Raw genomic sequence first — 23,339 nt, 5'->3', positions numbered from 1 at the left:
TATGAGACGATTCTTTCAAGCCTATCAAAAGCGGCATCTGTGGCTGCTGGCGGACCTGGCGCTGCTGGCGGCATTCCTGCTGGCCCGGCACCAAAAAGCGTGGATGAACGCCCTGGCAGACCACGTCACCACCCCCCTCAAGACCGCCCTGGGACGGCTGTGGGGGGCGGTGCCCTTTTCCGTCATGGAGGTGCTCTACACCCTGGCGGCGGAGGTGGCCATCGGGTACATCCTCTGGAGCGTGATCTCCGTGGTCCGGACCAGGGGGCACCGTGGCCGCCGGGCCTACGGCGCGGCCCTGGGCGCCGCCTGTACCGCCTTGACGGTGTATCTGGCCTTCTGCCTGCTGTGGGGCGTCAACTACTGGACCGACAGCTTCCAGGACCGCTCCGGCATTCACGGGGAGGCGGTATCTCTGGAGGAGCTGACGGCGGTGACGGCGTGGTTCGCCGACCGCCTGATCGAGACGGCGGACGCCGTGCCCCGGGACGGGAACGGCCTCTTCGCTGTCTCCACGGAGGACATCCTGGCGGACTATGCCATGGTCTACGACGGGGCGGAGGCGCTGTTTCCCTTCCTGGAATTCGAGAGCCAGCCCCCCAAGGCCATGTTCTACTCGAAATTCATGAGCGCCATGAATTTCACCGGCGTCTACTGCCCCTTCACCGGGGAGACCAACCTCAACGTGGACGCCCCGGCCTGCCTGCTGCCGGCCACGGTGGCCCACGAGCTGGCCCATCAGCGCAGCATCGCCTCGGAGCAGGAGTGCAACTTCCTGGCGGTGCTGGCGTCCACCACCTGCGGCGACCCGGTCTACGCCTACTCCGGCTGGCTCATGGGCTACATCCACCTGGGCAACGCCCTGTACGCCGCGGACCGGAAGGCCTGGCGGGCCGTCCGGGACAGCCTGCCGGAGGCGGTGCTGGCGGATCTTGCTGACAACAACGCCTATTGGGCACAATACAAGGGCGCGGCGGCCGCTGCCGGGCAAAAGGTCTACGACACGGTGCTCAGGGCCTACGGCGAGGCCGACGGTATCCGGTCCTACGGCACCGTGGTGGACCTGCTGACGGTGTACTACCGGGATGCGGCCCTGGAAGCGTGACAAAGGAGGAGCTATGAACATTCTGGTGACGTTGGACCGCAACTATCTCCCGCCCCTGCGGGTGATGCTGGGATCCCTGTTCCTCAACAATCCCGGCGAGACCTTTTCAATCTATCTGGTGGGCGACGGCCTGACGGAGGAGGACTGGGCGGAGCTGGAGAGGATCTGCGCGCCCCACGGGCGGCTGTGCCCGGTGAGCGTGCCGGAGGACCTGTTCGCCGCCGCGCCGGTGGTGCGGTACTACTCCCGGGCCATGTACTACCGGCTGCTGGCGGCCCAGCTGCTGCCCGCCGGTGTGGACCGGGTGCTGTACCTGGATCCGGACATCCTGGTCATCAACGCCCTGCGGCCCCTGTACGACACGGACCTGGAGGGCAAGCTCATGGCGGCCTCCATCCACCGGGGACTGACGGACCTATCCAGCCGGGTGAACCGGCTGCGGCTGGACACCCCGGAGGCGGAGGGCTACTTCAACTCCGGCGTGCTGGTCATGGACCTGGCCGCCATGCGGCGGCGGATGGACCCGGCGGAGATCTTCGCCTACGCCCGGGACCACGCCGACACGTTGATCCTGCCGGACCAGGACATCCTCAACGGCCTGTACGGCTCGGAGCTGTACCCGGTGGAGGAGAGCCTGTGGAATTACGACGCCCGGCGCTTTGACCGCTACCAACTGGCCAGCCAGGGGGAGATGGACATGGACTGGGTCATGGACCACACGGCGGTGCTGCACTTCTGCGGCAAGCGCAAGCCCTGGCACAAGACCGCCCGGGGCCGGTTCTCCGCCCTGTACAAGCACTACCAGCGGCTGCTGGAGCGGCTGGAGATCATCTGAGAACACAAAACGAGCGGGACCGCAGCGCGGTCCCGCTCGTCGTTTGTCCGTTTATTTCATCAGCCCGCACACCAGGTCCGTGTAGCCGGCGGGGTCCTCCAGGGGAAGACCCGCGATCAGCAGCGCCTGGCTGTACAGCAGCTGGGCGTACTGCTTCGCCTTCTCCGGGTCCGCCGCCACGGCGGTCTCCAGGGCGGCGAAGGCCGGGTGCTCCACGTTCAGCTCCAGGATCCGGTCGGCGTGGATGCCGCTGTCCGGCTGGACCGCCTGGAAGTACTTCTCCATCTCGAAGGAGAGGCCCTCCCCGGCGGTGAGGCACACGGGGTGAGACTTGAGACGGGCGGAGGCCCGGACCTCCTTGACCTTGTCGCCCAGGGTCTCCTTCACGAAGTCGAAGGCGGCCTTGTGGGCGTCCGCGGCCTCCTGGGCCTTCTTCTCGTCGCCCTCGGTGATCTCCTGGTCCAGCACGGAGCGGAACTCCTTGTCCTGATACGCGTGGAGGATCTGGGCGCAGAACTCGTCCACCTCCTCGGTGAAATACAGGATCTCCGTGCCGCTCTCCCGCAGGCCCTCGGTCTGGGGGAGACGATCGATCTTCTCCAGGGACTCGCCGGCGGCGTAGTAGATGAACTTTTGGCCCTCCTTCATCCGGGAGACGTACTCGGCCAGAGTGACGGGCTTTTTCGACCTGGAGGAGTAGAACAGCAGCAGGTCGGAGAGCAGGTCCTTGTGGGCGCCGTACTCGCTGACCGCGCCGTACTTGAGCTGACGGCCAAAGTTCTTCCAGAATTTCTCGTAGCCCTCCCGGTCGTCCTTGAGGAGCTTTCCAAGCTCGCTCTTGATCTTCTTCTCCAGGTTGGCGGCGATGACCTTCAGCTGCCGGTCGTGCTGCAGCAGCTCCCGGGAGATGTTCAGGGACAGGTCGGGGGAGTCCACCACGCCCCGGACGAAGCGGAAGTGCTCCGGCAGCAGGTCCGCGCACTTGTCCATGATGAGTACGCCGTTGGAATAGAGCTGGAGGCCCTTCTCATACTCCTTGGTGTAGAAGTCAAAGGGGGCGGCGCCGGGAATAAACAGCAGCGCCTTGTAGGTGACGGCGCCCTCGGCGGAGACGGCGATGACCTTCTGGGGGTCGGTGTAGTCGTGGAACTTGTCCCGGTAGAACTTGTTGTACTCCTCCGGCTTCACGCTGGACTTGCGCCGCTGCCAGATGGGCACCATGGAGTTGAGGGTCTCCTCCTCCTGGTAGGTCTCATATTCCGGCTTGTCGTCGGGGCTGCCCTCCTTCCGGCGGGTCTTGGAGACCTCCATCCGGATGGGGAAGCGGATATAGTCGGAGTACTTGCGCACCAGCTCCTGCAGTCTCCAGGACTCCAGGAACTCGCTGTAGTTCTCGTCGTCGGTGTCGGGCTTGATGTGCATGATGATGTCGGTGCCGACGCCCTCCCGGCCGCCCTCGGTGACGGTGTAGCCGTCGGCGCCGGAGGAGGTCCAGGTGTACGCGCTCTCCGCGCCGTACTTCTTCGTCACCACGGTGATCTTGTCCGCCACCATGAAGGCGGAGTAGAAGCCCACGCCGAACTGGCCGATCACGTCGGTGTCCTTGGCGTCGTCCCCCACCTCCTGCTTGAACTTGTAGGAGCCGGAGGAGGCGATGACGCCCAGGTTGTTCTCCAGGTCCTCCTTGTCCATGCCGATGCCGTTGTCACTGACGGTGAGGGTCCGGCTGTCCTTGTCCGCCCGGATCTCGATTTTGAAGTCCTTGCGGCCCATGCCCACGGCATCGTCGGTCAGCGCCTGGTAGCACAGCTTATCGCAGGCGTCGCTGGCGTTGGAGATGATCTCCCGCAGGAAGATCTCCTTGTGGGTGTAGATGGAGTTGATCATCAGGTCCAGCAGACGCTTGGACTCCGCCTTGAATTGCTTTTTTGCCATGGAAAACCACTCCTTGCGTTTCTTTTTTCACAACAGGCCCAGTATAGCACTTCCACTGCCGCAAATAAATGACCTTTTTGTAAATTTAACTGGGAAATGGTTGTGTATTTTGCTGATTGCGAGTAAAATAAGGGAAAAAATAAGCCGCCCGGTGCGCTGCACCGGCGGATAAAGGAGCGCGTCCCATGGGATTTTTTCAAAAGCTCAGAGCCGGACTGATCCGGTTCATGTATGGCCGCAACGGCATCGATCAGCTGGGGCTGACGGTGGTATGGACCTGCCTGATTCTGGATATCCTGACCATGGTCCTCTCCCGGCGGCTGCCGCTGCTGGGGACCATTTTGTACTGGCTGTCCATGGCGGCGTGGGTGTATGCACTGTTCCGGGTATTCTCCAAGAACCTGGGCAAGCGCCGCGCGGAGAACCAGCGGTTTGTGAACTGGCTGTGGAAGATGAAGAGCAGCCGCGGCGCCGCCAAGGCCCGCCATGCCGACAAGGATCACAAGTACTTCACCTGCAAGGGCTGCGGCGCCATCTGCCGGGTGCCTGCCGGGAAGGGCAAGATCATCATTACCTGCCCCAAGTGCGGCGCCCAGATCCAGGGCAAGAGCTGAGGGGGAAACGGAGGACACGGCGTGGAGACGGAAACGCTGTTGAATTTCAGCTGTGAAATGGGACGGCAGCTGCTGCAGAACGGGGCGGAGATCTACCGGGTGGAGGAGTCCATCCACCACCTGCTGGCGGCCTACGGCCGCACGGAGACGGAGGTGTTCGCCATCCCCTCCTGCATCATTCTGAATATCCAGGAGGGGGAGCGGAACTACACCAAGTCCATCCGCATCAAGACGGTCAGCAATAATCTGCGCCGGCTCAGCAACCTCAACGCCCTGTGCCGGGACATCTGCCGGGAGCCCCCTCCGGTGGAGGAGTGCCGCCGCCGCATGGAGCAGATCCTGGAAGAGCCGGTCTATTCCGCGCAGATAGGTTTTCTGGCCTACGGCCTGGTGGCCTCGCTGTTCACCCTTTTCTGGGGCGGGGACCTCTTGGACGCGGCGGCCGCCTTTCCCTGCGGACTGGTGGTGCGGGCGGTGCTGGTGTATATGCGCCGCCTCCACGCCAATGAGTTTTTCACCAATCTGGCCGCGGCCATGCTCTCGGCCCTGGAGCCGCTGGTGCTGTCCTGGGCCGGGGTGCCGGTCAATACGGACAAAATGATCATCGGCACCATCATGCTGCTGGTGCCGGGCATCGCCATTACCAACGTCATGCGGGACGTGCTGGCCGGGGACTTCCTCACGGCCCTGACCCGCCTGGCCGAGGTGCTGATCGTGGGCATGGCCATTACCGTGGGCGTGGCCATGGCCATTACCCTGACCCGCTTTCTGGCGGGCTGGGCGCTGTGAGGGAGGGACGGATATGGAATGGTTCCTGCCCTGCCTGTACGCCTTTCTGGGCTGCGGCGCCTTCTGCTTTATTTTTGAGCTGCGCCGGTGGTGGTATATCGTCAGCGCCGCCGCCACCGGGGCGGTGGCCTGGCTGGTGTATCTGAGTCTGCCGGGTCTCACCGACGTGAACCGCTACCTGCTGGCCACCATCGCCGCCGTGGCACTGTCGGAGATCTTTGCCCGGCTGTACAAGACCCCCGCCACGGTATTCCTCATCATCGGCATCATCCCCCTGGTGCCCGGCGGCGGCATCTACTACACCATGGAGGCGCTGATCAACGGGGATCTGTCCCTGTTTGTCCGCCACGGTATGGAGACCGCCGCCAGTGCCGGCGCCATTGCCGTGGGGTGCTCCCTGGTGTCCTCGGTCAGCCGCCTCACCACCGCCGCCCGGCGCCGCCGGTGGATCCGCCAGGGCGCTTCCGCAGCAGGCAGCGGCCCCGCCGCCGGGGAAGCGGAGGACAAAAAAGGTCACGAAGGATAGAATGAAGCGCCCGCCTCTTTCGAGGCGGGCGCTTTGCTATTGCGGATACTCAGGCGTTGCAGACGGGGACGATCCAGCCCTTGGTGTCGGGCAGCTTGCCCCACTGGATGCCGGTCATGGTGTCGTACAGCTTCTGGGTCAGGGGGCCGATCTCGCCGTTGTTGATGAAGGCGCTCTGGTCCTCGTAGTCCAGCTGCTTGACGGGGGAGACCACGGCGGCGGTGCCGGAGCCAAAGACCTCCTCCAGCTTGCCCTCCTTGGCGGCGGACATGATGGTGTCGATGGCCAGCTTGCCCTCGATGACCTCGTAGCCCCAGTCCTTCACCAGCTCGATGATGGAGCGGCGGGTGACGCCGGGCAGGACGGTGCCGTCGGTATCCAGAGCGGCGGCGGTGTAGATCTTGCCGTCGATCTTGAAGAAGATGTTCATGGCGCCGACCTCTTCCACATACTTGCGCTCCTGGCTGTCCAGCCACAGCACCTGGCTGTAACCCTTCTCCTCGGCCTTGTGGCCGGCCAGCAGGCTCACGGCGTAGTTGCCGCCGCACTTGGTGAAGCCGGTGCCGCCGGGGCAGGCGCGGACATAGGTGTCCTCCACATAGATCTTGATGGGAGCCAGGCCCGCGGCGTAGTAGGCGCCGGAGGGAGAGCAGATGATGATGAACTGGTAGCTGGTGGAGGCGTGGACGCCCAGCTGGGCCATGGTGGCGATGGTGAAGGGACGGATGTACAAAGAGGCGCCCTCAGAGTGGGGAACCCAGTCCTTCTCCACTTCCACGATGGCCTTCACGGCCTGGACAAAATCCTCCACGGGGATCTCGGGGATGCACAGGCGGTCCTGGGTGTTGTTCATGCGGCGGGCGTTGCAGTCCGGGCGGAACAGCTGGATCTTGCCCTCAGCGGTGCGGTAGGCCTTCATGCCCTCGAAGCACTCCTGAGCATAGTGGAACACCACGGCGGAGGGATCCAGGGCGATGGGGGCATAGGGGACGATCCGGGCATCATGCCAGCCCTGGCCCTCGTCATAGTTCATGATGAACATGTGATCGGTGAAAACTTTGCCGAACCCCAGCTTGCTCTCGTCGGTGGGCTTGGCCTTGGGCGTCGTGGTCTTGGTGATCTTGATATCCAGCATCTCGATACGCTCCTTCTCTAAATTGGATTTTGAAGTTTTCCCGTATGACAAAAAAGACCTCCGCGCAATCCCGCATACGCAGGAGAGGCGAAAGTCAAACTTCCGTGGTACCACTCTCGTTGCCGCCCGATAAGGCGGCCACTTGTGCGCCCCGATATCGGAGGGCAGCCGGTGCGGCGTACTGCTTTCAGAATAAGGTTCCGCCCACAGCTCCCGGGTGAGGCCGGCGAAGGCGTCCCCGCTGCCTCGCACCAAACCGGCAGCTCTCTTGGGAGGGCGGATCTTCGCGGTATGTCCCGTTCATCGCATCTTGACGTATTCGCCAAATGGATTAATTCCTTTATACGCTGATGGGGAGGGAAAGTCAATGGGTAAAATGCACAGAATGAACCACCGCCCACGGAGGAGCGGCGGAGCCGGCCGCTTGGGGCCGGCTCCGCCGGAAAGGGATTTTGGGTGTTCAGCCCACGCAGGCCATGCCCCGGCGGAAGGCCTCGATGTTCAGGGGAATGAACTTGGCCTTGGGACCGGCGAACATCTCCTGGATCATGGTCTCGATGGTCTCGGGCTTGAGGATCTTGGTGCCGGCCACATAGGCACCCAGCATCACCATGTTGCTGACCTTGGCGTTGCCGACCTCCTCGGCGATCTTGGAGCAGGGGATGTAGTAGGCGGTCAGATCAGAGCGGGAGACCTTGTCGGTGACCACATCGCTGTTGACGAAGACAGAGCCGCCGGGCACCACGCCGGCCTCGAACTTGGCGAGGGACGGCTCGTTCAGGGCGATCAGCTCCGTGGGATGGGCAAAGACCGGGGAGCCCACGGGCTTGTCAGAGAGCACCACGGAGCAGTTGGCGGTGCCGCCGCGCATCTCAGGGCCGTAGGAGGGGGCCCAGGTGACGTTGAGGCCCTCGGCCATGCCGGCCTCCGCCAGATTCTTGCCGATGGCCAGGCCGCCCTGGCCGCCGAAACCGGAAATGATGATCTCTTTTTTCATCTTATTTCACCTCCGCAGCCTCAGGCTCCACTTCTTTGATGACGCCCAGGGGATAGTAGGGGATCATGTTCTCCTTCAGCCAGTCCACGGCCTTCAGCGGCGTCATGCCCCAGTTGGTGGGGCAGGTGGAGAGCACTTCGATGAAGGTGAAGCCCTCGCCCCGCATCTGCTTTTCAAAGGCCTTCTTGATGGCGCGCTTGGCCTTGTTGATGTTGGCGATGTCGGTGACGCACACCCGCTCGGCGTAGACGCAGCCGTCCAGAGTGGACAGCAGCTCCGCCATGCGGATGGGCATGCCGGCCTGCTCCTTGGTGCGGCCGGTCTGGCAGGTGGTGGCCCGCTGGCCGATCAGGGTGGTGGGGGCCATCTGGCCGCCGGTCATGCCGTAAATGGCGTTGTTGATGAAGATGGTGGTGAACTTCTCACCGCGCATGGCGGCGTGGACGATCTCGGCGGTGCCGATGGAGGCAAGGTCGCCGTCGCCCTGATAGGTGAACACCGCCTGATGGGGATGGGTGCGCTTGATGCCGGTGGCCACAGCCGGAGCACGGCCGTGGGCGGCCTCCTGCATATCGCAGTTGAAATACTTATAGGCAAAGACGGAGCAGCCCACGGGGCACACGCCGATGGCGTCATCCAGCAGACCCAGCTCCACCAGGGACTCGGCTACCAGCTTATGTACGATGCCGTGGTTGCAGCCGGGGCAGTAGTGCAGCTCCACATCCGTCAGGCCCCGGGACTTCTCATATACAATCGCCATATCACTTGACCTCCTTCAAGGCCTTCTTGGCCGCTTCAACCATCTCTTCCACCGTGGGCATCACGCCGCCGGCATGGCCCAGGTAGTGGATGGGCTTCCGGCCCTCCACGGACAGGCGCACGTCGTCGATCATCTGGCCGGTGGAGCTCATCTCCACATCCACAAAGGCCTTCACATGGTCGGCCTTGGACAGCTCGCGCAGGGGCTCCTCCGGGAAGGGCCACAGCGTGACGGGGCGGAACAGACCCACCTTCAGGCCCTCGGCGCGCAGGGCCTCAATGGCCGTCAGAGCGATCCGGGCGGGGGTGCCGTAGGCGGTGATGATGACCTCGGCGTCCTCGCAGTCGGTGGTGGTCCAGCGGACCTCGTTCTTTTCCATCTCGGCGTACTTTTCCGCCAGGTGGTCATTGTGGCGGTCGCACTCCTCGGGGTCCATGTACAGGGAGTTGATGATGTTGTTGTGATCCCGGTCCTTGCGGCCGGTGGTGGCCCAGTCCTTGGGCTTGAGGTCCCGCTTGGGCACGGGATGCCACTCGATGGGCTCCATCATCTGGCCGATCAGACCGTCGCACACGATCATGACGGGGTTGCGGTACTGGTCGGCGATGTCAAAGGCCTCCTGGACGAAGTCCACGGTCTCCTGCACGTTGGAGGGGGCCAGGACCACGGTCCGGTAGTCGCCGTTGCCGCCGCCGCGGGTGGCCTGGTAGTAGTCGCCCTGGCCCGGCTGAATGGTGCCCAGGCCCGGGCCGCCGCGCATGCAGTTGACGATGACGCAGGGCAGCTCCGCGCCCGCGATGTAGGTGATGCCCTCCTGCTTGAGGCTGATGCCGGGAGAGGAGGAGGAGGTCATGGCCCGCATGCCGGCGCCGGCAGCGCCGTACACCATGTTGATGGCGGCCACCTCGGACTCGGACTGGACGAACACGCCGCCGGCCTTGGGCAGGTGAGCGGACATGTACTCCGGGACCTCGCTCTGGGGAGTGATGGGGTAACCAAAGAAGCAGTCACAGCCGGCGCGGATTGCCGCCTCGGCGATGGCCTCATTGCCTTTCCAAAGTTCCTTTTCCACAGTTGACGACCTCCTTCTTCAGAATTTTTCCACGGTGATGATGGAATCGGGGCAGATCTTCGCGCAGCTGGCGCAGGCGATGCACTGCGTGATGTCCGTCACATGGGCAGGGTGATAGCCCTTGCGGTTGATGACGGACTGATCGATGGCCACGATGTGCTTGGGGCACACGGTGGTGCACAGCTCGCATCCTTTGCACCGATCGGAGTTGAACGTTACCTTTGCAGTCATATCAGTGACTCCTCCTTTCCCCTGAGGCCTCCCGCCTCAGAGCTCCCACGGTTTTTTCATTTTTATGGTGATGGGGAACACGGGTTCCCGCAGGTCCGACAGTTCAGGGACGAAACGCTCCTCCGCCACATGGCACAGCACCGGAATGCCGGTCCGGCGGGAGACCTCCTCCGCCAGGGCCGCGCCCTTGCGGATCTGCTCCGGTGTGGTCTCGCCGCACAGGTGGGTATTGTTCACGAGACCTGTGCATGCAAGGCCGGTCGTGGCCTCGATGGCCCGCAGATAGGACTCCGCGTCCTCGGGTGCGCGGACCTCGGGCCGGTTGGCGTTGATGACGCAGATCAGCTGGTAATCCTCCAGGACGATCTTGGGCTGGAACCGGGCCAGCACCCGGGCGCCCACCGGGTCGCCGCCGATATCCAGCACGCCCCGGATTTCCCGGTTTTCCAAAATGGTCAGAAGCTCCGCCGGCAGGGCGGGCACATCGGCGTCCGAGCACTCCTGAGAGGAGGAGATCACCCGCACGCCGGCCTGCTCCAGCAGAGGCCGCCGCTCCCGGGAGCGGAAGTAGGGGTTGACGATGTCCAGGTCCGCCAGCATCACCTGACTGCCTTCGGCGGCCAGAGCCAGGGCCAGGTTCACCGCCAGCTCCGTTTTGCCGGTGCCGTAGTGGCCGGTGATGATGGAGATGCGATGGGGGAACATGCTCGCAGCAGTCAAAAATAAATCACCTCGCAGACGGTTGTCAGAAAATAGGGGGTTGTATTATTTCTTTTTCTGTTGTATGATGTCATTGTACTCCAATTGAGATGTGATGTCAAGGGACATTGCCTGGAAAGAGAAAATGCCGCCGCCGCGGCCGGGCTCCGGCGGCGCCTGCGGAGAACCGGGCCCCGGTCCGGCTGTGGAGGGAACGGTATGGAGGAAAAACGAAAAGTCAAGCTGTCGGAGCAGACGGCGGACCGCCTGTACGAGATGATCGTGGAGGAGCGCCAGTACGCCCCCGGCAGCAAACTGCCCAATGAGAACGATCTGAGCCGGCGGCTGGATGTCAGCCGCACCACCCTGCGGGAGGCGATCTCCTTTTTGGTTGCTCAGGGGATCCTGGAGATCCGCCGGGGCAAGGGCACCTATGTGTCGGAGGAGCTGCCCGCCGTGGGGCTGGATATGACGGCCCTGGCCGGAGTGCGGTCCCGGGTCCGGGCCAAGGATCTCTTTGAAATGCGGCTGATCTTTGAACCGGCCACGGTGGCGCTGGCCTGCCAGCGGGCCACCGACGAGGAGCTGCGCCAGATCGCCCGGAAGGCCGACCGGGTGGAGCGGATCGCCGCCGAGGGCGGCGACTGGCCCCTGGCGGACCAGGAGTTCCACTGGGCCATCATCAAGGCCTCCCACAACGAATATATGAGGCGGCTGTATCCCATCATTAACAGTGCAGTCAACGAGATCCTGCAAATCACGGAAAACCGTCAGCATATGCAGAATATCGCCCTCAGCGACAACCGGATCATTATGGACTTTCTGATGAAGCGGGACGAGGCGGGAGCCCGTCACGCCATGAGCATCCATATGAAGCATCTGATCAATACGCTCCAGGAATAAATTAATTGATAAATATTCAAAAAAGGCGTCTGTTTACAGAAACAGACGCCTTTTTTTGCTGCAAAGGAGGGAAGGGGCGAGATATTTAGCACGCGAAAAGATATGGATGTTTTACATAAAGAAACTGTTAAATTTTCGGTAAAAATCGCTTTCGGTTTGGGGGATTTGCTCTGCGGCCTGTCTGAAATGAACAATTTATAAGGGGTTGTTCACAAATTGTACACAAATTTTACGGAACCCTCTTAACAAAATCTGAACATCAGTGTATAATGTTTCCAGATGAGCGGTTACGGGAAAAGATCACGCAAAAGGAGAACTCATGGAAATGACTTTACAGGAGCGCCTGGATAAACTGCTGGACGCCTACTCCTACCACTACGAGGTGGAAAGGGATGTGGAGGTGGACGGCGGCCGGTTCCCGGCCGCGGCGGAATTCTTTCTGCGGGACGAAAACCGCCTGCTGACCAAGGAGCATATCTATTACGCCATGGAGCAGCATGAGTACGTCTACTTCTACGTGACCGAGCATCTGGACGCCGCGGCCCTGCGGGAGCAGATCGCGCTGTCCCAGAAGGCGGGGCTCGCCCGGGTCCGGCCCCATAAGGAGCATATGTGCTCCTTTGTGGCGCTGGTGATCCTGGCGGACACCATCGATCCGGAGGCCAAGGAGATCCTGAAAAAGACCCGGCTCCGGAAAACCTATCGGCTGATGCTCCACGGCTGGATGGAGTATCGCATTGCGGCAATGGAATGTTCCACGGTCAGCTTCCTGTCCAATCCAGCCGGGAAGGAAGCGCGCAGGACACTGGAAAACAATTTCGCCAAAAAGGCAAACTAAGAAGGGAGAAAGCATCAATGAACGGTTTGGTACTTCTGATCATCTGCGTCGCCATTCTGCTGCTGGGCTATGTGTTCTATGGCCGCTGGCTGTGCAAGCAGTGGGGCGTGGGTGAGAACGACGAGCAAACCCCCGCACACACCATGGAGGACGGCATTGACTACGTCCCCGCAAAGGCCCCCATCCTGATGGGCCACCACTTCTCTTCCATCGCCGGCGCCGGCCCCATCACCGGCCCCATCAGCGCCGCGGGCTTCGGCTTCGGCTGGCTGGCCTGCGCGCTGTGGATCGTCATCGGCGGCATCTTCTTCGGCGGCGTCCATGACTTCGGCGCCCTGGTGGCCTCCGTCCGCCACGGCGGCCGGTCCATCGGTGAGATCATCTCCGCCAACATGAGCAAGCGCGCCAAGCGTCTGTTCATCATCTTCGCCTACCTGACCCTGATCCTGGTGGTCGCCGCCTTCGCCTCCATCGTGGCCGGCACCTTCGGCGCCACCTTCGATGAGACCGGCGCTGTCAACGTGGCCGCCTCCACCAGCCAGGCGCGCGTGGCCATGGTCTCCATCCTGTTCATCGTCATCGCCATCATCTTCGGCTTCCTGGTCTATCGCCGGAACGCCCCCATGGGCGTGGCCTCTGTCATCGGCGTGCTGGCCATCGTGGCCATCATTGCCATCGGCATGAACTTCCACCCCCTGTACCTGTCCACCAGCACCTGGATGTGGATCGTGGGCCTGTACATCGTCATCGCCTCCGTCACCCCCGTGTGGATCCTGCTGCAGCCCCGTGACTACCTGAGCTCCTTCCTGCTGTACGCCATGCTGGCCCTGGCTGTGGTCGCCGTGTTCATGGCTCATCCCAGCATGGACAGCCTGCCCGTCCTGCAGTCTGAGAACGCCACTTCCCCGGTGTTCCCGGTGCTGTTCACCACCATCGCCTGCGGCGCCATCTCCGGCTTCCACTCCCTGGTCTCCTCCGGCACCACCTCCAAGCAGCTGGATAAAGAGACCGACGCGAAGCCCATCGCCTACGGCGGCATGCTGCTGGAGTGCGTGCTGGCCATCCTGACCCTGTGCGCCGTCGCCTATGCATACAGCTGGAACGCCGCCAACCCCGACGCCGCTCTGACCGGTGCCACTGCCATCTTCGGCGGCGGTATCGCCGGCATGATCGATCCCAGCCGCGGCGCTGCCTATGACATCCTGTACACCCTGCTGGTGCTGACCTACTCCGCTTTCTGCCTGACCTCTCTGGACACCGCCACCCGTCTGGCCCGGTTCATGTTCCAGGAGTTCTGGCTGGACGGCTCCAAGGGCGAGACCCCGGAGAACGTCACCGGCTACAAGAAGGTCCTGGCCAATCCCTATGTCGCCACCATCATCACCGTGGTGCTGGGCATCGCTCTGGGCATGAACGGCTACGAGAAGATCTGGGCTCTGTTCGGCTCCGCCAACCAGCTGCTGGCCGCCCTGGGCCTGCTGGCTGTCGCCACCTGGCTGGGCCGCATCGGCAAGAACAACAAGATGTTCCTGATCCCCATGGCCTTCATGCTGGTGGTCACCATCGCCTCCCTGATCCTGAACACCAAGAGCCAGATCGCTCTGATCTCCGCCGGCGGCGCCGACTGGGGTCCCTATGTCCAGGCCATCGTGGGCGTGCTGCTGGTGATCCTGGCCGTGGTTCTGGCCATCGAGGGCGTTGCCACCATCTCCAAGCAGTACAGCAGCAAGGCTGCGAAATAAACACGGTCCTTCCTATGATCGGAAACATTGCCACAAAAAAGGACTGCCGCTTACGCGGCAGTCCTTTTTTCTGTTTTCCCGGGAAACGGCGTCACGATTGCCCCTGCCGCTCCCACAGCAGCCGCAGGGCCTCCAGATAGCCGGGCAGGCCCTTGCCCTTGATAGTAGCCACGCAGGCGGAGCGGATGTAGGAGACGCGGCGGAAGTCCTCCCGCCCGTCGGGGTCGGAGACGTGGACCTCCACCGTGGGGATGCCCACGGCCTTCACCGCGTCCAGCAGCGCCACGCTGGTGTGGGTGTAGGCTGCCGGGTTGATGATGATGCCGTCCACATGGTCGAAATAGGCCTGCTGGATGGCGTCCACCAGGGCTCCCTCGTGGTTGGACTGGAAGAAGGAGACGCTCACGCCCAGCCGCTCCGCCTCCGCCCGGATCATGGCGCACAGGTCCTCGTAGCTCTCCCGGCCGTAGATCTTGGGCTGGCGGATGCCCAGCATGTTCATGTTGGGGCCGTTAATCACCAGAATGTTCACAAAAATCCCTCCAGATGGCGGCGGCGGTGTCCTCCGCCGGGCCGTTGTTGTCCATGGTCACATCCCGGAACCGCCGGTACAGCGGCTCCCGCTGCCGCCACATGGCCCCAAGGTCCGCCCCCTGGGACAAGGGCCGCCCGTCGGTGGGCAGGGTCCCCAGGTCCCGCAGCAGGTGGTAGATGCGGCCGTTCTGCCGCAGGGCGCCGTAGTTTGCCGGCGTCTTGACGGCGCCGCCGCCGGTCAGGAGGATCTTCCCGGTCAGGGCCCCGGCCCTGGCCGTCTCCTCCCGCTCCAGCGCGCGGAATTCCGCCTCTCCGCCCCGGGCGAAGATCTCCGGGATGGAGCAGCCCGCCCGCAGGGCGATCTGCTGGTCGATGTCCACGGCCTCCCGGCCCGTCAGGTCCGAGAGCAGCCGCCCCACGGTGGATTTGCCGCAGCCGGGCATGCCGATCAGAACGATGTTGCCCATCTCCCGGCGCAGCTGGCTGAGGATGCGCTCGTTCTCGCTGTCGGGGATGGCCCGGCCGGTAAAGTGCTCCTCCGCCCGCTTGGCCTGGGCCACCAGCATGGGCAGGCCGTCGCAGCAGGGGGTGCCCAGTTCCTCCGCCTGGAGCAGCAGGGCGGTGCGCCGGGGGTTGTAAACCACGTCCAGCACGCCCCGGCACGCGGGAAAGGCCGTGAGGTCCACGGGCGCGGCGCCGTTGCCGGGGTACATGCCCACCGGCGTGGTGTTCACCAGGACCTCCGCGTCGGCGTGGCGGTGGAGGCTGCCGTAGTTATCCGGCCCGGAGCGGGAGATCACCGCGATCTCCCGGGCTCCCGCCCGCCGGGCCGCCGCCTGGGCGGTCAGCGATGCGCCGCCGGTGCCCAAAACGACCACCTTTTTCCCGGCCAGCGTGATGCCCGCCCGCCGGGCCATGTAGATGAAGCCGTCGATGTCAGTGTTGTAGCCCCGGAGGACGCCGTCCGCCCCCCGGACGATGGTGTTGACGCTGCCGATGTCTGCGGCGGCGGGGTCGATCTCACCGCACAGGGGCATCACGTCCCGCTTGTAGGGGATGGTGACGTTCAGGCCGCCGATGTCCGCCCGGCGGAGGAAGGACGCCAGGTCCTCCGGCTCCAGCTCGATGAGGCGGTAGCCCTCACAGCCCAGGGCTTCGTGGATGGGGACGGACCAGCTGTGGCCCAGCTTCCGGCCCAGAAGGCCGCAGACCCGCTCCCCCATGTCACACTTCCGCGTAGCTGCCCAGGAACTGGAAGCTCTGGCAGCTGCGCTCCAGCTCCTCCAGCATGGGCAGGACGCCGGGCTCGTGGACGGAGGCCTCCAGCTCCAGGAAGAAGATGAACTCGAAGTTCCGGCCCGTGACGGGGCAGGACTCCAGCTTGGTCATGTTGATGCCCAGGGCCGCCAGCTTGGAGAGGATGTCGTACAGGGCGCCGGGCTTGTTCTCACAGGCGATGATGAGGCTGATGCGGTTGGCGCCGGCGTAGATCACCGGGTCCTTGGCCACGCAGAAAAAGCGGGTGTAGTTGTTGTCGCTGTCCTGGATGTCGTCCTTCAGGCACTCCAGGCCGTACAGGGCGGCGCAGGGGTGGGAGGAGATAGCGGCCACGTGCTTGTCGCCCCGCTCGGCCACCATTTGGGCGGCTGCGGCGGTGTTGTCACAGGGCACCACCCGCACGCCGTTGAGGCCTGTCAGGAAGCGGCTGCACTGGCCGATGGCCTGCTCGTGGGAGTAGATCTCCGTGATGTCGGAGAGCTTGGCGCCGGGCAGGGCCAGCAGCTCGTGGCGGATGCACAGGCGGGTGGAGCGCACCACGGACAGCTTGTGGTCCTGGAGCAGCTCATAGACCGCTCTCACGGAGCCGTTGGAGCTGTTCTCGATGGGCAGCACGCCGAATTTGCACAGGCCCGACTCCACGGCGGAGGCCACGGCCTGGAAGGTCTTGACGTAGACGATGTTGCCCCGGGGCAGGATGCGGTCGCAGGCCACCTGGGAGTTGGCGCCCTCCACGCCCTGGCAGGCCACCAGGCCCGTCTGGGGGAACACCTCGCCGCCGGCGGCCAGGGAGGCTTTCACCTGGGCCTCCACATGGGTGGGGGCGTCGATCAGCTCCGCCTGCCGGGACCGGGCCAGCTCAAAGAGGGTGGAGAAGAGGTGATAGGCGTAGCGCTCCTTGTCGCCGGACTTCTCCGTGACCTTGGCCAGGATCTCCCGCTCCCGCTGCTTGTTGAGGATGGGCAGGCGGTGCTCATTCTTGTAGGCGGCCACTTCGTCGGACAGCTGCATCCGCTGGAGGAACAGCTCCAGCAGCTGGTCGTCCACGGCGTCGATTTTCGTGCGGATCTCAGAAAGTTCCATGATTACCCTCCAATAATAAATCTAACAGCACGGCGGCGGTGACCGCCTCCACCACCGGGACGGCCCGGTGGGCGATGCAGGGGTCGTGACGGCCCCGGATCTCCAGATCGGTTTCCTCCATGGTGGACAGCCGCACGGTCCTCTGCGGCCGGGCGATGGACGGCGTCGGCTTGAAGGCCGCCCGCAGAAGGAGCGGCATCCCGGTGGTGATGCCTCCCAGGATGCCCCCGGCCCGGTTGGACTCCGCGGCCACAGCGCCGTGGTCCAGGACGAAGGGGTCGTTGTTCTCGGAGCCCCGGAGCCGGGCGGCGTCAAAGCCCGCGCCGAACTCCAGCCCCTTCACGGCGGGGATGCCGAAAAGGGCTGCCGCCAGGCGGTTCTCCACCCCGTCGAACATGGGATCTCCCAGCCCGGCGGGCAGGCCGGTGGCGGCGCACTCCACGATGCCGCCCACGGAGTCCAGGTCCTCCCGGGCCGCCAGGATGGCGGCTCGCATCCGCTCTCCGGCGCCGTCGTCCAGCACCGGGAAGGCCTTGGCGGCCACCTCCTGAAACAGCTCCGCCGAGGGACGCAGGGGGAAGGGCGCGTCGGGGATCCCGGCCACTTCTTTTAAGTGGGCGCCCACGAAAACACCCCGGCGGGCCAGGATCTGCTTGGCGATGCCGCCCGCGATGCAAAGGGGCGCCGTCAGCCGGCCGGAGAAGTGGCCGCCGCCCCGCATGTCCGCGCGGCCGCCCCACTTGATGCCGGCGGTGTAGTCCGCGTGGCCGGGGCGGGGAGTGTCGGTGAGCCCGGCGTAGTCCCCGGAGTGCTGGTCGCCGTTTTGGATGACGGCGCACAGCGGCGCGCCGCAGGTCATCCCGTTTTCAAGACCCGACAAAAAGGTCGGTGCGTCGGCCTCCTTCCGGGCGGTGGAGAGGGGATTTTTCCCCGGTTTCCGCCGGTCCAGGAAGGCTTGCAGCTCGGTGAGGTCCACGGCCTCGCCCGCGGGCAGGCCGTCCACCACCACGCCGATGGCCGTTCCGTGGGACTGGCCGAACACGCTGATCTTCAAAAGGTGTCCGAACTCAGAGGACATGGATCTCACCTCCCAGGGATTGGTAGACCTCCCAGAAATCCGGGTAGGATTTTTTCACGCACTCCGCGCCCAGCAGCGTCACCGGGCCCGTGCAGCCGGTGGCGGCGATGGCCGCCATCATGGCGATGCGGTGGTCGCCCGCGCAGTCCACGGTGCCGCCGGGCAGGGAGGGCTTTCCGATGATGATGAGCCGCTCCGGCTCCTCGGTCACGTCGGCTCCCAGGGCCCGCAGGGCGGCGGTGATGGTGGCCAGCCGGTCGCTCTCCTTGATCCGCAGCCGCCCGGCGTCCTTGAGATAGAGGTCCCCGTTGAGCAGGGCCCCCCAGGCCGCAAGCGGCGGCGCCAGGTCCGGGCAGTGGGTGAGGGGCAGGCTGACGCTGCCAACGCAGGGAGTGGACCAGCCGGGCCGCGCCGGGATCTGCCGATCCGGCCGGGCGGGCGCGGCGGAGGCGGGACCCCAGATGGGCGCCGTGACGCCGCCGTGTAAAGGTTCTCCCCGCAGCATTTCGGCAAAGCTGGCCATGACCCGGTCCCCCTGGATGGATTTGGGGTTCAATCCCGCAATGGTCACGGCGTTGCCCAGGCCCTGGGCGGCGTACCAGAAGGCCGCCTGGGACCAGTCGGCCTCCACCGCCGCCTCAAGGGGCTGGTAGCGCTGGTTCCCGGGGATGAACAGGGTGCTGCCCTCCCGCCACTGGGTGCGGACACCGGCCAGCGCCATGGCCTCCCGGGTCATGTTGATGTAGCCCACGCTCTCCAGGCGCGTGGTGGGGATCAGAACGGAGTCCCCCTCCAGCAGAGGCAGGGCGAACAGGAGGCCGGTGAAGAACTGGCTGGAGACGTTGCCCGCCAGGCGGTACTCCCCCGGAGTCAGCCGGCCCCGGACGGTGAGGACGCCGTCCTTCTGCTCAAAAAAGATGCCCTTTTCCCGGAACAGGTCAAAATAGGGGCCCTGGGGCCGCTCCATGAGCCGGCCGCGGCCGGTGAACACGCCGCCGCCCGTCGCCGCCAGGGCGATGGGGATGAAGAAGCGCAGGGTGGAGCCGCTCTCCCCGCAGTCCAGCAGGGGCAGGTCCGCCCCGGTCCGGCGGCCGCCGGTGCCGGTGATCTCCAGCACGCCGGGGGCGGTCTCCCGCCAGCGGCCGCCCAGGGCCGTCAGGCACCGGAGGGTGGCCTCCACGTCCTGGCTCATGGCCACGCCCCGGACGGTGCTGATTCCGTTCGACAGGACGGCGGCGATCGCCAGCCGGTGGGCCTGGGATTTGCTGGGCGGGGGCGTCACGGTGCCGGAGAGCTTTTTCGGAGTGATCTGAAGGTCCATTTACGCCTCCCATCCCGCCTGGATCACCGGCAGCAGGTCCTCCACCGGCATCTTCCGCAGGCCGCAGTTTCCGATGCGCCGGGGGATCACCAGGGTGATCTCACCGCCGGCGCGCTTCTTGTCGGCCAGGGCCGCCTCCGCCAGGGCCTGGGGCGGATAGGCCGTGCCCGTGGGCAGGCCGTTTTTCGTCAGACATGCGGCGATGCGGCCGGCGATGGGGCCGTCGGTCCAGCCCAGACGCTCGGCGGACCGGGCGATGACGGCCAGGCCCGCCGCCACGGCGTGGCCGTGGGGAATGGCGTACTGGCTGCACTTTTCAATGGCGTGGCCTACGGTGTGGCCCAGGTTTAAGAGCTTCCGCTCTCCCTGCTCCTTCTCGTCCCGCTCCACCACGCCGGCCTTGTAGGTGACGCACCGGGCGATGACGGCCGCCGGGTCGGCGGTGAGGGTGCCGTCTTCGAAGAGGGCGAAGAGGGACTCGTCGCACAGGACCCCGGTCTTGATGGCCTCGGCGGCGCCGTCGGCAAAGATGTCGGCTGGCAGCGTGCACAGGCAGTCCGTGTCGCAGAGCACCGCGGCGGGCTGGAGGAAGGCCCCGGCCAGGTTCTTTCCGGCGGCCAGATCGATGGCGGTCTTGCCGCCCACGGAGGAGTCCACGGCGGCCAGCAGGGTGGTGGGGATCTGGACGTACCGGATGCCCCGCAGGTACACGGCGGCGGCGAAGCCCGCCATGTCGCCCGCCACGCCGCCGCCCAGGGCCACCACGCAGTCGGTCCGGGTCAGATGCTCCCGGGCCAGGAACTCCAGGATGTCCGACAGGGTGGAGAGGTTCTTCCGGGCCTCCCCCGCCGGGAAGGTAAAGGTGCTGACGGCGAACTCCGCCTGGCGCAGGCTCTCCGTGACGGTGCGGAGGTACAGGGGCGCCACGGTGGTGTCGGCGACGACCGCGGCGCGGCAGGGGGGCAGCACGTCCCGCAGACGCCCGCCGCACTGGGCCAGCAGGCCCGGTCCGATGGTCACCTGATAGGGCGGGACCGTGCCCACGGGGATCACTTGGATGGTATCAGCCATGGGAAAACTCCCTTTCTCATTCTTGTGGGGTCAGTTGCCGCCGGCGGTGGCCTTTTTCTCCCGGCCCTCCCGCAGGAGCGCCCGCAGGGCGTCGGCGTCTCCGGCTTTCAGGGCGTCCAGATACTCGGTCAGGTGCCGGATCAGCACCTCCAGCTCGCCGGTGAGGTAGTCGGCGTCGTCCAGAAACAGCTCCGTCCACATGTCCTCGTCCAGCCGGGCCACACGGGTCATGTCCTGGAAGCTGCCGGCGGAGAAGCCGCGGCGCTTCTGGGCCTCCGGAGACTTGACGTAGGCGCTGGAGGTGATATGGGCCAGCTGGGAGGTGAAGGCGATGATGCGGTCGTGCTCTTCCGGGGTGGAGAAGGTGAGCCCGGCGAAGCCGATGTCCAGGAAGAAGGCCTTCAGCGTCTCCAGCAGCATCATGTCCGTCCGCTTGTCGGGGGTCAGGATCATGGACGCGCCCACGTACAGGTCGTCGCTGGCGGCGGTGAAGCCGCTCCGCTCTTTGCCCGCCATGGGGTGGCCCCCGATGTAGGCGAAGCCGTGGGCCTCGGCGATGGGGGCCAGGGCCTCCACCACCGTGCGCTTGACGCCGCACAGGTCCACCAGGATGGCGCTCCTGGCGATCTTGTCCGCGTGGGCCTGGACCCACGCCACGGCGGCGCCGGGCCGGATGGCCACCAGCACCAGGTCGCACGCGGGCAGGTTCTCATCCGTCAGGGGCGCATCGATGGCGCCGCACATCCGGGCCATGGTCATGGTCTCGTGGTCTAGGTCGATGCCGTAGACCGTGTGGGCGGTGCGGGTCTTGATGCTCTTGGCCATGGACCCGCCGATGAGGCCCAGGCCGACGATGCCGACTTTCATGGCTTATCCCTCCAGTTCCTTCATGGTGGCGTGGAGCTTCAAAAGCTTCTTGGCCAGGGGATCGAACACCTCGGGCCGCAGGGACTGAGGACCGTCGCACAGGGCGTGGGCCGGGTCGTTGTGGACCTCGATCTGGAGGCCGTCGGCGCCGGTGGCCACGGCGCCCAGGGCCAGGGGCTCCACCAGCCAGCTCTTGCCGGTGGCATGGCTGGGATCGATGATGATGGGCAGGTGGGTCAGCTTGCGCAGCACGGGAATGGCGGCCAGGTCCAGCGTGTTGCGGGTGTAGCTCTCGAAGGTGCGGATGCCCCGCTCGCAGAGGATGACGCTCTCATTGCCGCCGGCCATGACGTACTCGGCGCTCATAAGCCACTCCTCATAGGTGGCGGACATGCCCCGCTTGATCATGACGGGCTTGTCCTGATGGCCCACGGCCTTGAGAAGGTCAAAGTTCTGCATGTTCCGGGCGCCGATCTGGATGACGTCCACGTCCTTGAACAACGGCAGCTGGCTCAGGTCCATCAGCTCGGTCACGATGGGCAGGCCCGTCTCCTGCCGGGCCACCTTCAGATACTCCAGACCCGTGGCGCCCAGGCCCTGGAAGGAGTAGGGGGAGGTGCGGGGCTTGAAGGCGCCGCCCCGCAGCATGGTGGCGCCGCTGGCCTTCACGGCCTTGGCGATGGCCACCACCTGCTCCTCGCTCTCCACGGAGCAGGGACCGGCCATGATGGTCAACGTGCCGCCGCCGATCTGGGTATCGCCAACCTTCACCACGGTGTCCTCCGGGTGGAACTTGCGGTTGGCGTTCTTGTAGGGCTCCTGGACCCGCTTGACGTCCTCCACGATGTCCAGCGCGGCGATCAGGTCAATGTCCAGAGCAGAGGTGTCGCCCACCAGGCCCAGGATGGTGTGGGCCTCGCCGATGCTGGTGTGGATGGTGATGCCCTTCTCCTGGAGCCAGGCGATCAGGCTCTCCAGCTGGTCACGGTTGGGGTTGTGTTTCAGTACGACGATCATGGTGTGTTTCCTCCTAAACAAATACAATGTATCAATGGGATCGGAATGAAAAAAGACCCGCAGCCGGTCCGGCTGCGGGTCGTGATGCACTGACAGTTTCTGACAATGCCCTTGTTACGCGCCCACGTGTTCAGCCAAACCGAAATAAGCCTTACCATAAAAGTAGGTAAAGCTAAAGTAGCGGTATTCGGCTGCGCGGGCGATCATGGTCATGGCGTTGTCCTCACTGGTCTTTAGATGTTTAAAGCATAACACTTCCCAAAAGAAATGGAAACTGTAAATTCCTACAAAATCCAATTCTGTCCGGCTGGGCCGATTAGGCAGCCTGCCGGACCTGCACCGGGGCCAGCGCCGCGCCGGGCAGGCAGCCGGCCATGAGCAGGCTGGTGGCCTCCAGAATGAACTGGACGTCCATCCGCTGATCGGCGGCGGACTGGCGGTAATAGTCGTGGAGCTGGGCAATGGACTCGGCCACGTTGGCCCGGAACTGCTTGCGCCGCACCGTCCGCTCCGCCAGGTACTCCTGGAGGTAGGCCCGCAGGTCCGTCTCGTACTGGTGGTGGCACAGGAGCGGGTCGGGGTAGTGCTCGTTATGGGGATAGGTGAAGGCGTCGGCCAGGTAGTGGGTGAGCTTGCCCAGGGTATAATACTGCCACATGGTCCAGCGGCGGCGGGCCTGGAGGCGGCGGATACGCCGCTCGATGTACCGGCGGGAGTTGGAATAGTTATGTCCCCGGAACTTGTAGGCCCGGATGGAACCCTTGAGATAGGTCAGGGGGTTGCAGTCCGGCTGAAAGGAACCAAAGAGAAAGGCGAGTTCGAATCGCCGGGCCCGGAAACCATCCACGCTCTCCAGGAGAGAGGAGGCCAGGAGCTTGTGGCTGCGTTTTTGCAAGGCGGCACCTCCAG

General features: G+C 64.7%; 24 protein-coding genes. 8 read left to right on the top strand and 16 right to left on the bottom strand.

Features of this window, described 5'->3' with window-relative positions; all coding sequences use genetic code 11:
• Position 1 precedes the first annotated feature (1 nt).
• Both ACVDHE_RS04895 and ACVDHE_RS04890 read left to right on the top strand, forming a co-directional pair.
• Positions 2-1,105 carry a DUF3810 domain-containing protein gene (locus ACVDHE_RS04895; RefSeq protein ID WP_458885797.1) on the top strand — a complete coding sequence of 368 codons (1,104 nt, stop codon included), beginning with the start codon at positions 2-4 and terminating at the stop codon, positions 1,103-1,105.
• Positions 1,106-1,118: 13 nt separating this feature from the next.
• The gene (locus tag ACVDHE_RS04890; protein WP_325224862.1) at positions 1,119-1,940 is read left to right on the top strand and encodes a glycosyltransferase family 8 protein; all 822 of its coding nucleotides are present in this window, start codon (positions 1,119-1,121) and stop codon (positions 1,938-1,940) included.
• 51 nt (positions 1,941-1,991) lie between these two features.
• On the opposite strand, the gene htpG is transcribed toward ACVDHE_RS04890, so the two are convergent.
• Positions 1,992-3,875, bottom strand: a complete 1,884-nt coding sequence (htpG, locus tag ACVDHE_RS04885) for a molecular chaperone HtpG (protein ID WP_458885796.1) — start codon at positions 3,873-3,875, stop codon at positions 1,992-1,994.
• A gap of 185 nt (positions 3,876-4,060) precedes the next feature.
• On the opposite strand from htpG, the gene ACVDHE_RS04880 reads away from it, so the two are divergent.
• Genes ACVDHE_RS04880 through ACVDHE_RS04870 form a run of 3 tightly spaced genes read left to right on the top strand, consistent with a single transcriptional unit; the run spans position 4,061 to position 5,804 of the window.
• Positions 4,061-4,489 carry a ribonuclease P Rpr2/Rpp21/SNM1 subunit family protein gene (locus ACVDHE_RS04880; RefSeq protein ID WP_213037073.1) on the top strand — a complete coding sequence of 143 codons (429 nt, stop codon included), beginning with the start codon at positions 4,061-4,063 and terminating at the stop codon, positions 4,487-4,489.
• 21 nt (positions 4,490-4,510) lie between these two features.
• The gene (locus ACVDHE_RS04875) at positions 4,511-5,278 is read left to right on the top strand and encodes a threonine/serine exporter family protein (protein ID WP_325224857.1); all 768 of its coding nucleotides are present in this window, start codon (positions 4,511-4,513) and stop codon (positions 5,276-5,278) included.
• 13 nt (positions 5,279-5,291) lie between these two features.
• The gene (locus ACVDHE_RS04870) at positions 5,292-5,804 is read left to right on the top strand and encodes a threonine/serine exporter family protein (RefSeq protein WP_458885795.1); all 513 of its coding nucleotides are present in this window, start codon (positions 5,292-5,294) and stop codon (positions 5,802-5,804) included.
• Between the two features lie 49 nt (positions 5,805-5,853).
• On the opposite strand, the gene ACVDHE_RS04865 is transcribed toward ACVDHE_RS04870, so the two are convergent.
• The 6 genes from ACVDHE_RS04865 to ACVDHE_RS04840 all read right to left on the bottom strand — a co-directional run bounded on the left by ACVDHE_RS04865 (position 5,854) and on the right by ACVDHE_RS04840 (position 10,704).
• Complete coding sequence (locus ACVDHE_RS04865) at positions 5,854-6,939, bottom strand: branched-chain amino acid aminotransferase (protein WP_213037070.1); 1,086 nt, start codon at positions 6,937-6,939, stop codon at positions 5,854-5,856.
• Positions 6,940-7,399: 460 nt separating this feature from the next.
• Positions 7,400-7,936 (bottom strand): 2-oxoacid:acceptor oxidoreductase family protein, encoded by a 537-nt coding sequence (locus ACVDHE_RS04860; RefSeq protein WP_213037069.1) that lies wholly within the window; start codon positions 7,934-7,936, stop codon positions 7,400-7,402.
• A 1-nt stretch (position 7,937) separates the two neighbouring features.
• Positions 7,938-8,696: a thiamine pyrophosphate-dependent enzyme gene (locus ACVDHE_RS04855; RefSeq protein ID WP_325224849.1), complete on the bottom strand. Its 759-nt coding sequence runs from the start codon at positions 8,694-8,696 to the stop codon at positions 7,938-7,940.
• A gap of 1 nt (position 8,697) precedes the next feature.
• Positions 8,698-9,768 carry a 3-methyl-2-oxobutanoate dehydrogenase subunit VorB gene (locus ACVDHE_RS04850; protein WP_213037067.1) on the bottom strand — a complete coding sequence of 357 codons (1,071 nt, stop codon included), beginning with the start codon at positions 9,766-9,768 and terminating at the stop codon, positions 8,698-8,700.
• Between the two features lie 18 nt (positions 9,769-9,786).
• Positions 9,787-9,999: a 4Fe-4S dicluster domain-containing protein gene (locus ACVDHE_RS04845; protein WP_213037066.1), complete on the bottom strand. Its 213-nt coding sequence runs from the start codon at positions 9,997-9,999 to the stop codon at positions 9,787-9,789.
• A 36-nt stretch (positions 10,000-10,035) separates the two neighbouring features.
• On the bottom strand, positions 10,036-10,704 hold the full coding sequence (locus ACVDHE_RS04840; protein WP_458885794.1) for a nucleotide-binding protein: 669 nt from the start codon (positions 10,702-10,704) through the stop codon (positions 10,036-10,038).
• A gap of 213 nt (positions 10,705-10,917) precedes the next feature.
• On the opposite strand from ACVDHE_RS04840, the gene ACVDHE_RS04835 reads away from it, so the two are divergent.
• From ACVDHE_RS04835 to ACVDHE_RS04825, 3 genes are all read left to right on the top strand, one after another.
• Positions 10,918-11,601 (top strand): FadR/GntR family transcriptional regulator, encoded by a 684-nt coding sequence (locus ACVDHE_RS04835; RefSeq protein WP_213037065.1) that lies wholly within the window; start codon positions 10,918-10,920, stop codon positions 11,599-11,601.
• A gap of 319 nt (positions 11,602-11,920) precedes the next feature.
• The gene (locus ACVDHE_RS04830) at positions 11,921-12,439 is read left to right on the top strand and encodes a hypothetical protein (RefSeq protein WP_249539208.1); all 519 of its coding nucleotides are present in this window, start codon (positions 11,921-11,923) and stop codon (positions 12,437-12,439) included.
• A gap of 17 nt (positions 12,440-12,456) precedes the next feature.
• On the top strand, positions 12,457-14,181 hold the full coding sequence (locus ACVDHE_RS04825; protein ID WP_213037064.1) for a carbon starvation CstA family protein: 1,725 nt from the start codon (positions 12,457-12,459) through the stop codon (positions 14,179-14,181).
• Positions 14,182-14,272: 91 nt separating this feature from the next.
• Here ACVDHE_RS04825 and aroQ read toward each other — a convergent pair whose 3' ends face one another.
• The 9 genes from aroQ to ACVDHE_RS04780 form a co-directional block, all read right to left on the bottom strand.
• Positions 14,273-14,713 carry a type II 3-dehydroquinate dehydratase gene (gene aroQ / locus ACVDHE_RS04820; protein ID WP_213037063.1) on the bottom strand — a complete coding sequence of 147 codons (441 nt, stop codon included), beginning with the start codon at positions 14,711-14,713 and terminating at the stop codon, positions 14,273-14,275.
• A complete protein-coding gene (locus ACVDHE_RS04815) occupies positions 14,694-15,938 on the bottom strand; it encodes a shikimate kinase (protein WP_458885793.1) in 1,245 nt (414 codons plus the stop codon). Before ACVDHE_RS04815 ends, aroQ begins: the two co-directional genes overlap by 20 nt.
• Position 15,939: 1 nt before the next feature.
• On the bottom strand, positions 15,940-17,076 hold the full coding sequence (locus tag ACVDHE_RS04810) for a bifunctional chorismate mutase/prephenate dehydratase (protein ID WP_213037061.1): 1,137 nt from the start codon (positions 17,074-17,076) through the stop codon (positions 15,940-15,942).
• Positions 17,063-18,154: a chorismate synthase gene (gene aroC / locus ACVDHE_RS04805; protein ID WP_325224835.1), complete on the bottom strand. Its 1,092-nt coding sequence runs from the start codon at positions 18,152-18,154 to the stop codon at positions 17,063-17,065. The genes ACVDHE_RS04810 and aroC overlap by 14 nt, the downstream gene beginning before the upstream one ends.
• Positions 18,144-19,475 carry a 3-phosphoshikimate 1-carboxyvinyltransferase gene (locus ACVDHE_RS04800; RefSeq protein WP_458885792.1) on the bottom strand — a complete coding sequence of 444 codons (1,332 nt, stop codon included), beginning with the start codon at positions 19,473-19,475 and terminating at the stop codon, positions 18,144-18,146. Before ACVDHE_RS04800 ends, aroC begins: the two co-directional genes overlap by 11 nt.
• Positions 19,476-20,546 (bottom strand): 3-dehydroquinate synthase, encoded by a 1,071-nt coding sequence (gene aroB / locus ACVDHE_RS04795; protein WP_458885791.1) that lies wholly within the window; start codon positions 20,544-20,546, stop codon positions 19,476-19,478.
• Positions 20,547-20,576: 30 nt separating this feature from the next.
• Positions 20,577-21,413, bottom strand: a complete 837-nt coding sequence (locus ACVDHE_RS04790) for a prephenate dehydrogenase (RefSeq protein WP_458885790.1) — start codon at positions 21,411-21,413, stop codon at positions 20,577-20,579.
• 3 nt (positions 21,414-21,416) lie between these two features.
• Entirely contained in the window at positions 21,417-22,430 is a 1,014-nt protein-coding gene (gene aroF / locus ACVDHE_RS04785) for a 3-deoxy-7-phosphoheptulonate synthase (RefSeq protein ID WP_458885789.1), read from the bottom strand.
• Between the two features lie 316 nt (positions 22,431-22,746).
• The gene (locus ACVDHE_RS04780; protein ID WP_325225249.1) at positions 22,747-23,325 is read right to left on the bottom strand and encodes a zinc dependent phospholipase C family protein; all 579 of its coding nucleotides are present in this window, start codon (positions 23,323-23,325) and stop codon (positions 22,747-22,749) included.
• Positions 23,326-23,339: the final 14 nt, after the last annotated feature.

Source organism: Dysosmobacter sp. Phy (assembly GCF_054476235.1).
This window is presented reverse-complemented; position numbering and strand designations above follow the sequence as displayed.

What these genes read in the sequence shown, in the direction of transcription:
- ACVDHE_RS04890 (WP_325224862.1), top strand. Translation starts at nt 1,119, where the DNA reads ATGAACATTCTGGTGACGTTGGACCGCAACTATCTCCCGCCCCTGCGG.
- ACVDHE_RS04870 (WP_458885795.1), top strand. Translation starts at nt 5,292, where the DNA reads ATGGAATGGTTCCTGCCCTGCCTGTACGCCTTTCTGGGCTGCGGCGCC.
- ACVDHE_RS04835 (WP_213037065.1), top strand. Translation starts at nt 10,918, where the DNA reads ATGGAGGAAAAACGAAAAGTCAAGCTGTCGGAGCAGACGGCGGACCGC.
- ACVDHE_RS04880 (WP_213037073.1), top strand. Translation starts at nt 4,061, where the DNA reads ATGGGATTTTTTCAAAAGCTCAGAGCCGGACTGATCCGGTTCATGTAT.
- htpG (WP_458885796.1), bottom strand. Translation starts at nt 3,875, where the DNA reads ATGGCAAAAAAGCAATTCAAGGCGGAGTCCAAGCGTCTGCTGGACCTG.
- ACVDHE_RS04800 (WP_458885792.1), bottom strand. Translation starts at nt 19,475, where the DNA reads ATGGACCTTCAGATCACTCCGAAAAAGCTCTCCGGCACCGTGACGCCC.
- ACVDHE_RS04790 (WP_458885790.1), bottom strand. Translation starts at nt 21,413, where the DNA reads ATGAAAGTCGGCATCGTCGGCCTGGGCCTCATCGGCGGGTCCATGGCC.
- aroB (WP_458885791.1), bottom strand. Translation starts at nt 20,546, where the DNA reads ATGGCTGATACCATCCAAGTGATCCCCGTGGGCACGGTCCCGCCCTAT.
- ACVDHE_RS04895 (WP_458885797.1), top strand. Translation starts at nt 2, where the DNA reads ATGAGACGATTCTTTCAAGCCTATCAAAAGCGGCATCTGTGGCTGCTG.
- ACVDHE_RS04855 (WP_325224849.1), bottom strand. Translation starts at nt 8,696, where the DNA reads ATGGCGATTGTATATGAGAAGTCCCGGGGCCTGACGGATGTGGAGCTG.
- ACVDHE_RS04845 (WP_213037066.1), bottom strand. Translation starts at nt 9,999, where the DNA reads ATGACTGCAAAGGTAACGTTCAACTCCGATCGGTGCAAAGGATGCGAG.
- ACVDHE_RS04830 (WP_249539208.1), top strand. Translation starts at nt 11,921, where the DNA reads ATGGAAATGACTTTACAGGAGCGCCTGGATAAACTGCTGGACGCCTAC.
- ACVDHE_RS04860 (WP_213037069.1), bottom strand. Translation starts at nt 7,936, where the DNA reads ATGAAAAAAGAGATCATCATTTCCGGTTTCGGCGGCCAGGGCGGCCTG.
- ACVDHE_RS04815 (WP_458885793.1), bottom strand. Translation starts at nt 15,938, where the DNA reads ATGGGGGAGCGGGTCTGCGGCCTTCTGGGCCGGAAGCTGGGCCACAGC.
- aroC (WP_325224835.1), bottom strand. Translation starts at nt 18,154, where the DNA reads ATGTCCTCTGAGTTCGGACACCTTTTGAAGATCAGCGTGTTCGGCCAG.
- ACVDHE_RS04825 (WP_213037064.1), top strand. Translation starts at nt 12,457, where the DNA reads ATGAACGGTTTGGTACTTCTGATCATCTGCGTCGCCATTCTGCTGCTG.
- aroF (WP_458885789.1), bottom strand. Translation starts at nt 22,430, where the DNA reads ATGATCGTCGTACTGAAACACAACCCCAACCGTGACCAGCTGGAGAGC.
- ACVDHE_RS04810 (WP_213037061.1), bottom strand. Translation starts at nt 17,076, where the DNA reads ATGGAACTTTCTGAGATCCGCACGAAAATCGACGCCGTGGACGACCAG.
- ACVDHE_RS04865 (WP_213037070.1), bottom strand. Translation starts at nt 6,939, where the DNA reads ATGCTGGATATCAAGATCACCAAGACCACGACGCCCAAGGCCAAGCCC.
- ACVDHE_RS04840 (WP_458885794.1), bottom strand. Translation starts at nt 10,704, where the DNA reads ATGTTCCCCCATCGCATCTCCATCATCACCGGCCACTACGGCACCGGC.